Source organism: Schlesneria sp. (assembly GCF_036405755.1).
Taxonomy (GTDB): Bacteria; Planctomycetota; Planctomycetia; order Planctomycetales; family Planctomycetaceae; genus Schlesneria; species Schlesneria sphaerica.
Map to the genome: position 1 here is coordinate 1 of NZ_DASWWZ010000564.1, position 15,654 is coordinate 15,654.

Consider the following 15,654-nt stretch of genomic DNA (forward strand, 5'->3'; position numbering starts at 1 on the left):
ATTAGCGATTGTCCGAGGAAGCCTTCTCAACCTCTGACATAGCGATACTGCCTCGTTTGATACTGTATAGAGTCATTCGCCCCCATTGAGATGTCTTTGAGCTTCTCATGAAATTCTTTTGACATCACCCCGTACGCTGTAAGATAAGTCACTAGGCCGCTTGCGCCCGCTACGAATCAGTCCGTGTTCCAGGAGATTGCCGAAATGAGCGTTTCACAGCCCCATGCCGGTCTGAAACTGCCATCATCGTTAAAGAACCAGCTCGATGACTTTCGGCGGCGCGTCTGGACGATCAAGACGATTGAAGCCGCAGGTGGGGCGCTGTTCGGGGTCTTTGTCTCTTACCTGATTGTTTTCGGACTCGACCGTCTCATCGATACACCGCAGTGGGCTCGAACAGCAATTTTCACAGTGGCCGTCGCCGGCTGTGCCTATGTCCCGATCTACCTGCATCGCTGGATCTGGGGCCATCGCCGTATGGAGCAACTCGCCAGACTTCTCTGCGTCCGCCACCCGAGCATCGGTGATCAGATGCTGGGTGTGATCGAACTTGTTCGGAACGAGTTTGAGCAGAACCGGTCGCGGGCGCTGTGCGAAGCCGCGATTGAACAGGTCGCCGACGTTGCCAGCAAACGCGATTTCAGCAATGCGGTCCCCAACCCGCGACATCGCATGTGGGCCTGGATGGCCGCCGTTCCCGCTTCGGTCGCCCTGCTTGTCCTGGCGCTGTTCCCTTCCGCCGCGTCGAATGCCTGGGCCCGGTTTGCGGCCCCGTGGCGGCCCACACCACGGTACACATTCACCAATGTCGAACGCCTTTCCGACCATCTGGTCGTACCGCATGGTGAAGCGATCACTGTGCCGGTGAAACTGCTGGAAACAACCAGTTGGCATCCCGCGAAAGGGACTGTGAAACTCGGAAGCCAGCTCCCTTTGACAGCAGAACTGAAAGATGGACGCTATGACTTTGCTCTGCCTGCTCAAATCGATCCCGCTCGACTCGACCTGCGAATCGGGGACGCTCGACAGCAGACGCGAGTCGAGCCGATGCTGCGTCCGGAACTGACACACATCCTGGCCAATATCCAGCTCCCCGCTTACCTGAACCGCCCGCAACCGATTCAGAAGGACATTCGGGGTGGTTCCGTAACCGTGGTCGCTGGCAGCACCACCTCCTTCGCTGTGACGGCCACTCGGCCACTGGTACAGGGAGAATGGCTGCAACTCGATCACCCCGAGTCCGCCGCGACGACATCACACATCGAAGGCTCGGCCGACACCGTGACCAGCCCGGTGTTCGCCATCGATTCTTCTCGCAAGCTGCAGTTCCAGTGGAAAGATGAGCACGGCCTGCAAGGGAAAGAGCCACTCACCATTTCCGTCAATGCCCGCGAGGACGAAGCTCCTTCGATCTCTTGCGAAGACCTGCCGCGACAACGGGTGGTCATTGATTCTGAAACCCTTTCGTTCAAGGTCCGTGCTCAGGACGACTACGGCATCAAGGTCGTGGGGATCGAATGGAAGGGGGCCGACAAGACGCTGGTCCTGAAACCCGCCGCAGGCGAACGAATCCTCGCCGCAGGTGACAGTGAAAAAGAACTGCTGGAGCTTACGGGGACCTTTTGTGCCCAGACGCTCGGAATCGAACCGCAGCCGGTGAACGTCCGACTGTTTGTCGAGGACTTTTTCCCGGGACGAACCCGCACCTACTCTGCACCCTTCGTTCTGTATGTCCTCAGTGCCGAACAACACTCCATCTGGTTGACCGAACAGCTCAGTAAATGGCATCGACAATCTCTGGAAGTGCGAGATCGTGAGATGCAGCTGCACCACACGAACCAGGAACTGAGGATGCTCTCGCCCGAGGAACTGGATCAACCTGAAAACCGCCGACGCGTCGAAGTGCAATCCACGGCCGAACGGGCCAACGGACGCCGCCTGACGGGATTGGTGACCAGTGGTGAAGATCTGGTCCGACAGGCGATGCGCAATCCAGAATTCGGAGTGGGACATATCGAAAAATGGGCCGAGATGCTGCAGATCCTGAAGGACATCTCGGGAAATCGCATGCCCAACGTGGCCGATCTGCTGAAGCAGTCGTCGCAAGCCCCTGCCCTGGCCAGCGCTCATCCACCCAAGCCCTCAGGCCCGATGGCAGGACAGAATCGTGCGAATGGTTCTGGTGGCCAGCAAAAGCCCGGCGAAAGTCCGCCGAAACCTCCTGTCCCTACAGTGGCAGACGGTGAATCAACGCAGAATCCCGGACCGAAGAATCCGGGTGAGCCCGAAGAGCCGGGCAAGAGCAACTCCAATCCACGGCTGACACTTCCCGTGACGACCGTCATGTCCCCAGGCAATTCCAAGCCCAAGCCCCCTGCTCCTGCCGGACAAAAGCTGGATGAAGCGGTGAAAGCACAGCAGGACCTGCTGGCCGAGTTCGACAAAATCGCGGACGAACTCAATAAGGTACTGGCGAATCTGGAAGGAAGCACACTCGTCAAACGACTGAAGGCCGCCTCTCGCAAACAATACGTCATCGCGGGGAAGATCGGGGATCAGGTCAGCGGTGCGTTCGGGCAGAAAGTCAAAACCGCAGGACCGCTCAAACAGATGGTTGAGGAAATGGCGAAGCAGGAAGCTGACAGCAGCCAGGATATTTCGATGATCATGGATGATATGCAGTCGTATTTCGAACGTCGCCGATTCCAGCGTTTCAAAACAGTACTAGAAGAAATGCGAACTCAGGATGCCGTCGGCAGCCTGCGTCAGATCGGCGATGACATCAAGACCGAGACGGGCATGTCGATCGCCCAGTGCGAGTTCTGGTCAGACACGTTTGATCGATGGGCCGATAATCTGGTCGACCCGGCCTGCAACGGGAAGTGTCCTGGCGGCAAGTCCAAGGCAAGCCTCCCGCCGTCAATCGTCCTGGAAGCCATGCAGATCCTGGAGGCTGAGGTCAATCTGCGGGAAGAAACCCGCGTCGCCGAACAGGCCCGCCCTGCTCTGGCGAAGACCGAATACCACGATCGAGCAAAACAACTTTCGACCACACAGGACCAATTGTCTGAGCGAGTCGCCCAGTTAACGGTTCGCATTCGAGAATTGCCGGATGGAGAAGAAGAGTTCGGGAAAGAAATCGCTCTATTAAATCGAGTCGAACTGGTCATGGATGAAGCCACCCAACTGTTGAGCGAACCGAACACCGGCGCAGCTCCGATTGGTGCTGAAACCGAGGCGATCGAACTGCTGCTTCAGTCGAAGAAGATTAATCCTAAAGGGGGTGGCGGAGGTGGATCGTCACCCGGTGGCGGTGGTGAAGGAACGACAAGTGATACGGCCATTGCTCTGGTCGGTGCTGGCGTGAACGAGAAAGAAGTTCGCGAAGACCGGGGAGTCGCCCAGTCCACCGGAGAATCAGGGGCCTCGCTTCCCGAAGAGTTCCGTGCCGGTCTGGATGAATACTTCAACCGCCTGGAACGAGACAGCTCCAAATAAACTTGTGAATCGAGGATATCGGAGCGGGCATGACGATTTCTGAGCGGACGTGCACTTCAGATCCTGGAAAGCTGGATTCAGGCACTTCCCGCTTCGAATTGGAAACACCGATTCTGATTGGAGAACAAAATGACTGACGCGAAGCGGTCACTGTACATTGCACCGCTGCTCTTCTCGGTTGCTCTTGCTCGTCTCGCTGAGGGAGACGACGGCATCACGGTCGTGATCGAAGCAGGTGAGGCTGCTGCCGCTGAGGCCGAGGAAACACCGCTCATCGAGAAACTGGCCGCTCCCCTTCAGCTCTTGTTTGGAGGGAATGTCGGTAACGTGATAGCGCCCGTCCTCGAACTCGCACCCGGCGTGGACGGGGCTCAGAATGAAGCCATGCTGCAGCAGTATCAGGCCCAGTTTCGTCCCTACGTGCTGGAAGAGCTTGCTTTTGTTCGCCTGGTTTGTAGCCAGCTGACCGTGGAACAACGGAAAAAGATTAAATCCGCCAGTGACGAAGCTCTCAAGAGCGCAGCAAAGCAACTTGCTCAGGCCAACTCAGGTCGGAATGGGCCCTTCGCCAGACCGGTCGATCCACGTACGATTATCGTCGAGGGAATCCAAAAGGCTTTGAAAGAGAACCTCCCCACAGACCTGCTGGAACGCTATATCCGTGAATCAGGCGATCGAAAAACAGTGAGACAGCAGGCGGCCATTCTCTCGACCATTTCACGGTTGGACGGCGCCCTTTATCTCACATCCGAGCAGCGAGAAACGCTCGCCGAGAACTTCCGCTCACACTGGCAGGAAAGCTGGGAAAACTGGCTGATGATCAGTATGTACGGGCCGGAATATCTGCCCAATGTTCCTGCAGAGGTGATTAACCCCTCTCTCAGTGACGAACAGAAGGCGGTCTACAACACCGTTCAAAAGATCGACGTGGGAATGTGGTGGGGCTGGCAGCAGCCACCGGATGACCCGTGGTGGGGTGAACCTCAAGGAGGTGAAGCGAGAGGTGATGCGAAGGGTGCCGTCAACGTAATCATCAATCAGCTACCCATGATCATTCAGGGGAATGCCATCGACGTGATCGCTGTCGAAGTCGAGATGAACGAAGTTGTCGCCCCTGCGAATGCGGACGGTGAAGAAGTAAAGGAGGGTGACAGTGACCAGCCGCGATGACCACCCTGCCTGCCAGGGGCATAAAACTGGCGGGATGCGTCCCCACGGGTCCGGGGGGAATCAGATACTTCTCGACTCAACCGCAGGATTGATTCGCAATTGCGCGCTGCGACGTTCGTTTCCGTTCTCAGTTGTGAGTTCTCTGGCCTGCGCAGGGATGCTCATCGGATCTGCCCTCCCTTTGTTGGCAGCCCCCGATGATATCGAGCAGAAGCAGGAAGCAGTCCCCGTAGAAATCGGCGTCTTTCAAATGGACGAGAACAATTTTGACGCAAACGTCTTCCAGCCGAGCGGCAACCCCAAGCAGGCCCGCCAGTTGATGGAGAAAAGGTTTAACCTGCAACTGGATGAGCTGAATCGAGTTTGCCAATTGACAGAGGCTCAAAAGCAGAAGTTTAAACTGGCAGCCGGCGCCGACCTGCAACGGTTTTTCAACGAAGTCGACGTACTGCGGAAGAAAGTGACAAGCGGCAAGCTGAACCAGAATGACTGGAACAATTTCTGGCAGGAAGTTCAGCCACTCCGGAACCGCCAGATGACAGGATTATTCGGTGAGACTTCGTTCTTCTCCAAAACGATTCGTAAGACACTGACTGAGGATCAGTTGTCGAAATACGACGCTGTCATGAACGACCGAAGACGCTTCCGTTATCGGGCCGCAATTGAAGTGGCGCTGACGAATATGGAACGGGTCGTTCCTCTTAATCAGGCACAACATAATGAAATCGCGAAGATACTGCTCGACGAGACCCGACCGCCCGAAGTGTTCGGGCAGTACGACCAGTACGTGGTGACATATTATCTCGCAAATCTTCCAGAAGCCCGCCTGAAAGGACTGCTGGAGGACCATCAATGGAAATTGATGAAGAACCAGCTTGACCAGAATCGGGGCATGGAACAGTTTCTCATTCAAAACGGCATCCTTCCCAAGGAGAAAGAGCGTCCCAAATTGTTGAGAGCCCGGGTTCGACAAATGGTTCTCCACAACTCCACCGCCGCCGATGCAGAAGTCCCGGCAAACAAGCCCGACACCCATTGAGAAATCACCCGTGATTGCAGAGCGATTTCATTGCTGGGAGGAAGCAGCTCTTCTGTTCGCTCACGGAAGTTTCCCTTCCTCATCGACCACGATGACCCTTGATACGCGACGGCGGAATGAGACGACAGACCGCTTCGCAGCTTGAGACTTTCCGATAAGATTCCCTGCATCCCAATTGTATGACGGGCACTCATACGCTCCGACCAGTCAGGAAGACCTATGATTCAACCCAATCGCCCCTGCCTCGTCGCACTGATCATGACCATCGTGGCAGGTCTTAGCGCCACGCCCGCACAGGCACAAGCCCCCTCGATCCGGATTGGCGAGGTCGTTCCACGTGATGTGAGGGAGATCTACGAGAAGGGGCTGCAATACTTAGTCGCCAACCAGACCGAAGCGGGTGACTGGAAGGGGGGCGGAGAACAGGGTCCCGGTGTTACCGGTCTGTGTTTGATGGTCCTGCTGGCCAGCGGCGAAGATCCGAACTTCGGGCTGTACAGCAACAACGTCCGTCGTGCTTTGCGAAGTATTATTTCCGGCCAGGATGGGTCGACCGGCTTCTATGGCGGACAAGGACATAGCAGTATGTATAACCACGGCTTCGCCATGCTGGCGCTCGCCGAAGCCTACGGCGCGGTCGATGATCGGAACCTGTGGACAGGGAACGAAGCCAACCGTCGTACCATCGGACAATCGCTGGAACTTGCCGTCCGGGCTGCCGTCACGTCCCAGAAGAAAAATTCGTTCGGTGGATGGCGGTACTCGCCCGATGCCACCGATGCCGACACATCGGTCAGTGGAGCCGTCCTGGTGGGGTTGCTCGCAGCAAGAAACGCAGGAATCGAAGTCCCGGACGAAGTGATCGACAAGTCACTCAACTACTTCACCAAAATGACATCCCCTTCCGGACAAGTCGGATACTCGGGCGGCTTCGGGGGCTTCGACGAATCATTCGCCCGGATCTCGATCGCCACCCTGGTTTATTCTGTCGGTCGACGAAAAGACCTGTCGCAGTTCAAGGCCACCCTCAATTATCTGGTCCAGCGACTGGACAATGTCACTCAACAGAACTGGCCAGAATACACCCGCTACTATCAGGCTCAGGCCTTGTTCCAGGGCGATGTCGAAGCCTGGGAAAAATGGAACAAGCTCCTCGTCAGACATCTCAAACAAATTCAAGCCGTCGACGGCAGTATCCAGGGTCAAATGGGCACAACGCTCGGCACTTCGATGTCCTGTCTGGCACTTGCTCTGAACTATCGCTTCTTGCCCATTTACGAACGATAAACCAGAGATGGATTGATGTTCCTCACCGACGCGACGAAGCGGCGGACTGTGCCAATCGGACTGGTTTGAAACATTCACGCGTGACCAATTGAGGAACCGCCTACTGTGATCGATCTCACTTCCTCCCTCGAGATAGCTGGTCTGCGACGAATGGGCATGCCACTTCGACGGGTGACGTTTTTGCTGATCTCCAGTCTGGTCGCAGCTGCGTCCGTCTCGGCTGAGACACCGGCAAACGTCAGCCCTCAAGCCGTCCTGCATTTGACGAATGGTGACTACATTACGGGGTCCCTGACGCCGTCGGCCAACCCGGAGACATTCGGCTGGCTGTCCCCGATCTTCACCCAGCCGCTCGCCTTCGAACTGGCGGGTGTTCAATCGATTCACTTTCCGATGCCGGACAAGCTGCCGACTCACGCCGGCGATTACTGCGTTACCCGCACTGGTTCCGATGTCCTTTTCGGCAGTCTCGTCGGCATGGACCCCCAATCTGTTGTCCTCGACGTCAACCATCTCGGCCGCGTGACGATCGACCGATCCACGGTGCTGCGATTGTTCCGAATCAAAGGAAATGCCGAACTGTTCTTTGTCGGCCCGAACGGACTGAATGGCTGGAAGGCATCGGGAGCCGAAGAAGGCTGGCGGGAAGATGCCGGAAGCCTGGTCGCCGAGAAAGCGGGAGCGACCTTGTACCGCGACTTCGGCATGCCAAGTCTGGCGAGAATCGAATTTGAACTCTCGTGGTCCTCGCAACCCAGTTTTGAATTCGCCATCGGGGTGAACGATGAGGCTCGAACGGTCATGCGGGCGTTCAGCTTTGAAGCCTGGGAAAACGACATCATCGTCAAACGCGAAGGAGAGAAACTGGCCGACATTGCCAGCCTTCAATCCAATATCGGCAAATCCGGGCGGATCCATTTTCAAGCATTTCTCGACCAGCAGAATGGCCGATTGCTCGTCTATTCTTCGGACGGAAAAGATCTGGGTGAATTGAACGTCCCGTTAGCAGAGCCCAAAACTTACGGCGGTTTGCAGCTCACGAATCGCAGTGGGAATATCCGCCTGGAAAGTCTCCGCATCAGTCGCTGGAACGGCGACCTTCCACTCCAGGTTGCAAACGATCAGTCACGCATCCATTTTCGGGATGGAAAAATTGTTTATGGGTCCATCGCGTCATTTGATGCGGCCGCGCGCGAGTTCATCGTCGGCGAAGGGGCCGATGCCACCAGAATCCCCGAAGATCAAATTCAGGACGTATTCCTGTCACAAGCAGAAGAAGTCCCACCGCCCCCCCTGCGGGTCGCCTTCTTCGAGGGTCACAAGCTCAACGGCAGCCTGATCGATACGAGTGAAGGGAAAATACGACTGCAGGTGCCTGGCATCCAGGAAATCGTGACCGTCCCCACCGAGCAGTTGCAGTCCCTGTTCGCTGTGGCACCGCAAACCGAACAGACAGGGACACAGGACTCGACACATCCACGAGGACGACTGGAGGCCAAGGGGACGCGCCTGCATGGCTCACTGGTCGACACTCCCGAGAACACGTCTCAGCCCCTGGTCTGGCTGGCGAATCGAAGCAACACCCCGGTCCCGCTCAAGCCGGGATTGTCCGCACGAATTGTCTACCGCGAACCACCTCCGTCAGTCGCTTCAGACACGATTGAGATGCAGCAACAAGTCGCTCAAGCTCGCATCCGTGCCCGTCGCGGAGGAGGAATCGTTGGTCAAATTCAGTCGCTGTTTACGGACGGAGAACCAGGCAACAAGAAAAAGAAATCCTCCAGGACGTCGGAAGCCGTATTACACTTACGAACTGGCGACAAGCTGCCATGCAAAATGGTCAATGTCGACGAAAAAGGAGTTCTCCTTGAGTCTGACGTCTCTGAGATCAAGTTCGTGCCGAACGAAGAGGTTCAGGCACTGGAACTGATCCCCGATGCGCCGGCCACACAAATTCAGTCACTGAAACGTCAGCGTTTACTCACCCTTCCCAGGATGCAACGAGACAACCCACCCACGCATCTAATCCGTTCTGTTGATGGAGACTACCTGCGTGGTCGCCTGATCTCACTGGATGCCGAACAACTGCAGATCGAACTGAGGCTGGACCCCAAAATCATCCGGCGTGATCGGATTGTTCGCATTCTGTGGCTTCACCCCGACTCGGCCCAGGATGGCGACGACCCGAAAGGACAGGAGAGTACGGCTGAAGTAAACGCAGAAGAGGGATACATTCAAGCCTTGCAAAACGACGGCAACCGGTTGACGTTCACTCCGGAAAAACTGTCCGGAGAGATCCTCACGGGTCGGAGCGCCGTGCTGGGAACTTGCCGCGTCAACCTGCAGCAGGTGGATCAGATCTTGTCAGGTGATGCTGTGAAACTGGCGGCCGCCGGTCTCCCCTTCCACGACTGGAAACTGAAGCCGGCGGCGGAACCGCTCGCCCCGAGTGAAGGCTCGGAAGAAAGCGGTGAGGGGCAGGATTCATCATTGGTCGGCAAACCAGCCCCAGACATCAATCTGAACATGCTGGATGGAACCAAATTCAAACTTGCGGACCACAAGCAGAAAGTTGTCGTACTCGACTTCTGGGCCTCGTGGTGCGGTCCCTGTCTCCAGGTCATGCCCCAGATCGACAAAGTCGCCCACGAATTCGCCGACCAGGGTGTTGAACTGTTCGCTGTGAACCTCGAAGAATCTCCAGACAAAATCAAAGGGGCACTCGAGCGGTTGAAGCTGTCAACAACTGTGGTCATGGACAGTAATGGCCGCATCGCAGAGAGATACGGTGCCACTTCGATTCCTCAAACTGTCATCATCGACCGCGAAGGGAACGTTGCCCGTGTTTTCGTGGGCGGCGGCGCCCGGTTTGACGAACGACTCCGATCGGCTCTGACGGCCGTCCTCGCGGGTGAAGCGCCCAAGTCTCCGGCAGCGGCCGAATGACCTCTGCGGAGAAATCCGGGGCTCTTCAAGCGGTCACGAAAAAGGTTCGGAGACCAGCTCGAATGCATCACCCCACTTGCCGTTGAAAACCGTTCAACGCCAGGTGGGCACATGGAACGCCCCGCTCAGACCTGCATGGTCCCGACTGTCACGTCTTCTCTGCCGACAGCAATCCGCAGTGAATCAACGTCGGCACCACTTCCCCTGTCACCAGTCCGGCGTTCTGCATCCACGTCCGGTACTCTTTTGCACTGTAGGCCCTTCCTTCGGTCAGCGTAAATAACGCGGCAGAATACAGGGCAATCGGCAGCGGTCCATCCAGTTCGTCGTTCAGGAAGACATCGTGAATCACCAACCGCCCTCCCCTGGCCAGGGAGTGGGCCGACTTCCTGACAAGCTGCTCGCATTCGGGTTCATCCCAGTCGTGCAGAATATTCGACAGCAGAATGACATCCGCAGCGGGAAATGGATCCGCGAACATATCTCCTTCGATCAGTTGCAGGCGATCCGATACACCGTACTGCTCTGCAAACTCCCCGGCGACTTTGAGTACCTCTGGCCGGTCAAAGACGATCGCACTCAGATGCGGATTTTTCTGCAGACAGGCAATGCTATAGATTCCCGTCCCGCCCCCGACATCGAGCAGAACCCCCTCGGTCATATTCAGTTTTTCGGCCAGAACCGGCGCGACGTTCTTGGCCCGGCCTGCCAATGCGAGCGTCAGGCGACGGGCAGACGCTTCCTGTTCCATGGCCGACTCCAGTCCGTCCCGATAGATGAAGGCCGCTCCTTCGTCGCCGCTTTTCGCATGAGCGGGTCGGTTGGTCCGCAGCCGCGCGACCATCTCGGTCACACCGGGACTTTCTGCTGCCAGTCCGATGTAGTCTCCGACAAAATGATCCTTTCCGGGAATCAGATGATTCTCAGCAAGTGCGGAAAGGGAGAAGGTTCCACTCCGGTCGACGTCCAGTAACTGCATGGCGCGCAGGGCCGTCAGCAGAACAAGCGCGGGTCGCTGCTCGAGCTGCAGTTCCTGCTTTAGCTCGTTGAGGTTCATCGGGCGCGCAGCCAGGCGCTCGAAAAGTCCAAAGTGAGCCACCGCGGCGGTGAGTAACTCGCTGCCATAGCTCCCCCGAAAATGGACGAATAACGAAGTGGGGTCGAGGGACGGAGATACGGCTTGTTTCATCGGGCGATGTCTCGTCGAAGTAGCGAATGCGGCGGGTACCTACCTTGGATCCGTAGCCGTGGTGGCGTTCCAGCACACAGTGCCAAAAGGTGATTTCTGTGAAAGATTCAGCAGGCGAATGCCTGGTGAAACGGGCTTCGCCTCATGGTAGCCCTTTTCGTCAGGCATGACAGCGATGTACAGAGTGAGTGTCGCTGATCACCACTGGATACCCGTTTCCGACGTGTGGACGCGAACACCTCTCTCACTGATCTTCTGCAGCGGGAAGATCGAGCAATGTGCTGCTGCGGGACAGTCATCGCCTGCCTGATGGCAGAAACTGCCGATCGCAAGCCGGTCGATACAGAAGGACTTTTCGCGCAAGTCGTTATTTCGCGCAAGATCCTCACAGTCCGTACAGTTTCACTCATCAGACTGCGTGACAAAAGCCGAATAACGATGAGACGCGATAAATTCGTCACAGTCCGCGCACCCGTTGCGGGCTGAAGTTGGGAAGTATAGGTCGACCCAGTTCGACTTTCGGCTGGAAATGCGGATTCACGGATCCTGCTGGAGAGAGACGTCCATGCAACGTGTGAACATTGGCTTCGTGTGCCTGTCGTGGCTCGTTTTGGCCAGCGCAGTCTCCGCGCAAACGGCAGTCGATACCTATTCCGATTCTGGGGTCGCTGAAGTTCAGAACTTCAGTGGAGGCGGCGTGCTGCAAGGCACCTACTTCGACATCCGGCACATGACGGGTGACGGGGTGGGTTACCGTGACAGCTATAGCCAGATTGGCGTGTTCACGCCTATCTGGGTCAATGAAGACGCCTTCATTGCTCCCAACGCCCGGCTGATCATTACGAACAGCTCACAGATCGGTGTGAACGCCGGTCTCGTGGGTCGTAAGTATGTCGACAGCCTGGACCGGATCTTCGGTGTCTACGGCTACTACGACGACGACGAGAACTACCTCAACAATCGGTATAGCCAGTTCAACGTGGGTGCGGAAACCCTCGGCGAATGGTGGGACCTGCGAGGGAACGGGTATTTCGTCAACGGGAGCAACGATAACTTCGTCGCCCCGCTCGGAATCAGCGGAAACCCCTACTTCGTCGGCAACTCGCTCGCCTTCAACGGATTGCAGCTTCGCGATCAGTCGATGAGCGGGGGTGATATGGAGTTTGGTGTCCCCGTCTCGGCATCAGCTCAATGGCTGCGAGCCTACTCCGGCTTCTATGCTTATCGCACCTCAGAACAGAACACCTTCGGTTACCGTGGACGAGTCGAAGCGATGATCAGCAACGACCTGACGGTCGGTCTGGTCATCAACCAGGACCGCCTGTGGGGTACCAACCTGAACGCCACAGTCGATTTCCGTTTTTCGGGTTTCCAGCCCACCCGCTACTTCCCCAATCTCTCTGTCCGCGAACGCATGCTGAACCCCGTTCAGCGAAACTGGCGTGTTGCCACCCACACCTACAATCAGCAGGTTGACATCGCTGCGATCAACCCTGAAACCAACAAGCCTTACTTCATTACACACGTTAATAACAGCAACACCAGCGGCGGCGACGGAACCTTCCAGAACCCATTCAAAAATCTGCCAGGCAATGCTCCCGGCGATATCATTCTGGTGCATAACGGCAATTCCAGCGAAGCCAATCCTGTCACCGGATCAATCATCCTCTCGGACAACCAGCGACTGCTGGGTACGGGCCGACTCTCGACTGTTGACCTCTACGCCCGTTACGGAAATACGATCTACGGCAACTTCGATTTGCCCGGGACCAGCAATTCGGGGATCTACCCCTATATGAGAAACGACAATGCCAGCCTGAATGGTGGCAGTGTTGTGACTCTTGCCAACAACAACGAAGTTCGCGCCCTCAATTTCACCAATTCGGCCGGGGACGCAATTCGTAATACCAGTGCCGGGTCACGCAACTTCCTGCTGCACAACCTGGAAATCAGCGGCAATGGTGGTCGTGGAATTGCCCTCACCAATGCTTCGGGCGGCGGTGTGATTCGTGACATCAACGTCGGCACAGCCAACCACGCCAATCCGTTCGGCTACGGCCGAAACGCAGGGGGCGGGATTCAGATCGATACGGCTGTGCCAGGTCTTGACCTGTTCATGTCCAACGTTCAAATGAACGCCGACGCCAGCCAGCCACAGCCCTTCGGCGTGAAGCTGAACGCAGACGATTCCTATCTGAACGTGATGATGAAGAATGTCTTCACGAACGGTAACGGAACCGGTATCCAGTTGAGCGAAACCAGCCAGCAGCTCACCGCTTACATGGACAACGTTCGCTCCAACAACAACTCCAATGCTGGTATTCAGATCGATGGCACCGGCGGTTCCATCACCGTCTTCGGAACCAATGTTGCAGCCATGCAGAACGGTTCCAACAACCTGCAGATCGGTACGCAAGGGTCACCAATCAAGACCTCGACAGTCGGCGTCACGTTCTCAGAATCCAACTTCAGCAACAGCGTGGGTGGATCGGGTATCGTCTTCAGCCAGTTGGGCGGTGCCGGCACTCTTAACCTGACCAACGTCAACGCGATTGGAAATGCGATCGACGGCCTGGGAATCTACGCCACAAACAACACGTTGATGAACGCCAACGTCCGCGACAGCCAGTTCCAGAATAACGTGCGTGACGCCTTCCATGTCGAAGGAACCCTCGGCTCGACGGTCAACCTGTTCGTAGACCCCACCGACGCATCGGGAAGTGGCCGCGATGCACTCTACTACCGGTTGAATGATTCGCGACTCAATGTTGCCTTCCTGGAAAACAACCTCAACAACAGTGGTCGAAGTGCGGTCCACGGGGAACTGTCTCAGAACTCGGTCGTGAACCTCTTCTTCGACTACAACACTGCTCGGAACTCGGGTGGCGATGGTTTCTACTTGAACGCCACTGGCAACTCGTTTGCAAACCTGGAATTCAGCCACGGAACGCTTGCTAACAGCGGTCGCCTGGTGAACGGATCCAGTGCCTTCAACATTATCTCTGACAACTCGACCATTAACCTCCTGTCGAACCTGTCGCCTGCAAACAACATCGCTCCCAACGGATCGGTCAGCAACCAGGCTTACGGTTTGAAACTCGACCTGAAAAATGCCAGCCTCTTCAACGGCAACATCTACAATGGCGACTTCTCGGACACGCTGGTGAACGCTGTCCGCATCGATGCCACAACGGGATCCGACGCCGCTCTGACCCTGCTCAATACCTCGGGCAGCCGCAGCGGATCTGACGGATTCGTCGCCAATGTCGACTACTCTCGCGTGATGACCGACTTCACCAACAGTGACTTCAATAACAGCGGCCGTGACGGGATGAACTTCAAAGTCTCTAACGGCGGAATCCTGAACTCACGCTTCAACAACAGCAGCCTCAGCAACAGCGAACGAAGCGGTATCTACGGTGACGTCAGTGGCGCCGCCTCAGTCGCCTCGATCTCGATGCTGAACGGCAGCAATATCAACAACAGTGGTGCGAACGGCGTCGAATACATCATGAATGATGGTGAATTCAACTTCGCGTCGCGCAGCTCGTCGATTTCGAACAACGGTCAGAACGGTGCCGGCAGCGGTGTGCTGGGTGTGATCAACAACGGTGCGGTGAATCGTCTCGATTTCGCCAACGCCACGATCAACAACAACGCTGACAACGGTATCTTCGTCACCAGCCGCAACGATTCGATCGTGCAGGCGTCGGTCAACCTGGGCTCGGTTGATAACAATGGCACGAGCCTGATGTCACTCCGTGGAAACGACGGTATCCGTCTCGATATCGAGCGATCACCATTCAGCTTCCTGCAGGTCTATAACGGTGCCAGTGTCAGTGGCAATGGTAACGACGGAATCTCGATTCGAGCTGACCAGGGAACGAACTTTGTCGGAGCCATCGGCACCGACATCTACGGTCGGGCTGGCCAGGGAGTTCAGATTGTCAACAACGGCGTTGCACTGCCTCCCTTCGTCAACAGCCGAACCGGCCTGGAAGTCGTCGCCACCTCCAACTCGCAAGTTGGCCTCAGCTTGAACTCGGTCACACTGGGGAACACCTTCCCATTCGGTTCACAGCAAATCGGCATGAACCTCTTCGCGAGCGGTAACAGCCATATCGATGCTTCAGTGGTCTCAAGCAACCTGTCGAACAACGCTGCGAATGCAGTGAACACGACCGTGACCGGTCCAAGCTCCGAGATCAATCTGGCGATGGCGAACGTTCAGGCCGACCGCAGTGGTTCGATCGGTGGTCTGTTCAATGCCCTCAACGGCGGCTCCTTGAATGTGTACACCTCAGCGAACACCTCGTTCTCACAAAGCGGTGGTGCGGGGATGTTCGTACGGGCTGATGGAGCCAACAGTGTCGCCAACTTCAACCTGGTTTCGACCAGCCTCGACGCGAACGGTACCTTCTTCGGTGGTCAGGGCTTCTTCGGAGTCGCATCCAACGGCGGCAACCTGAACACGGCCATGGTGACCTCGTCGGTCTCGAGCAACGCCAACCAGGGTATCCAGCTC

Annotated in this window: 7 protein-coding genes; 6 read left to right on the forward strand and 1 reads right to left on the reverse strand. The window is 56.5% G+C overall.

All coding sequences use genetic code 11. From position 1 onward, the window contains the following. Nucleotides 1–204: 204 nt before the first annotated feature. The 5 genes from VGE80_RS18820 to VGE80_RS18840 all read left to right on the forward strand — a co-directional run bounded on the left by VGE80_RS18820 (nt 205) and on the right by VGE80_RS18840 (nt 9,940). Nucleotides 205–3,498, forward strand: a complete 3,294-nt coding sequence (locus tag VGE80_RS18820) for a hypothetical protein (protein WP_440593730.1) — start codon at nt 205–207, stop codon at nt 3,496–3,498. 129 nt (nt 3,499–3,627) lie between these two features. After that, a complete protein-coding gene (locus VGE80_RS18825) occupies nt 3,628–4,668 on the forward strand; it encodes a hypothetical protein (protein WP_440593731.1) in 1,041 nt (346 codons plus the stop codon). After that, complete coding sequence (locus VGE80_RS18830; RefSeq protein ID WP_440593732.1) at nt 4,652–5,707, forward strand: hypothetical protein; 1,056 nt, start codon at nt 4,652–4,654, stop codon at nt 5,705–5,707. Before VGE80_RS18825 ends, VGE80_RS18830 begins: the two co-directional genes overlap by 17 nt. A 219-nt stretch (nt 5,708–5,926) precedes the next feature. Continuing rightward, on the forward strand, nt 5,927–6,994 hold the full coding sequence (locus tag VGE80_RS18835; protein WP_397568896.1) for a prenyltransferase/squalene oxidase repeat-containing protein: 1,068 nt from the start codon (nt 5,927–5,929) through the stop codon (nt 6,992–6,994). Between the two features lie 156 nt (nt 6,995–7,150). Next, nucleotides 7,151–9,940, forward strand: a complete 2,790-nt coding sequence (locus VGE80_RS18840) for a TlpA family protein disulfide reductase (protein WP_440593733.1) — start codon at nt 7,151–7,153, stop codon at nt 9,938–9,940. A gap of 148 nt (nt 9,941–10,088) precedes the next feature. Here the strand turns inward: VGE80_RS18840 and VGE80_RS18845 are convergent, their stop codons facing one another. Further along, nucleotides 10,089–11,129 carry a methyltransferase gene (locus VGE80_RS18845; protein ID WP_440593734.1) on the reverse strand — a complete coding sequence of 347 codons (1,041 nt, stop codon included), beginning with the start codon at nt 11,127–11,129 and terminating at the stop codon, nt 10,089–10,091. Nucleotides 11,130–11,694: 565 nt separating this feature from the next. On the opposite strand from VGE80_RS18845, the gene VGE80_RS18850 reads away from it, so the two are divergent. Further along, nucleotides 11,695–15,654 (forward strand): beta strand repeat-containing protein (locus VGE80_RS18850; protein WP_440593735.1); only part of this gene is annotated, 3,960 nt, incomplete at its 3' end.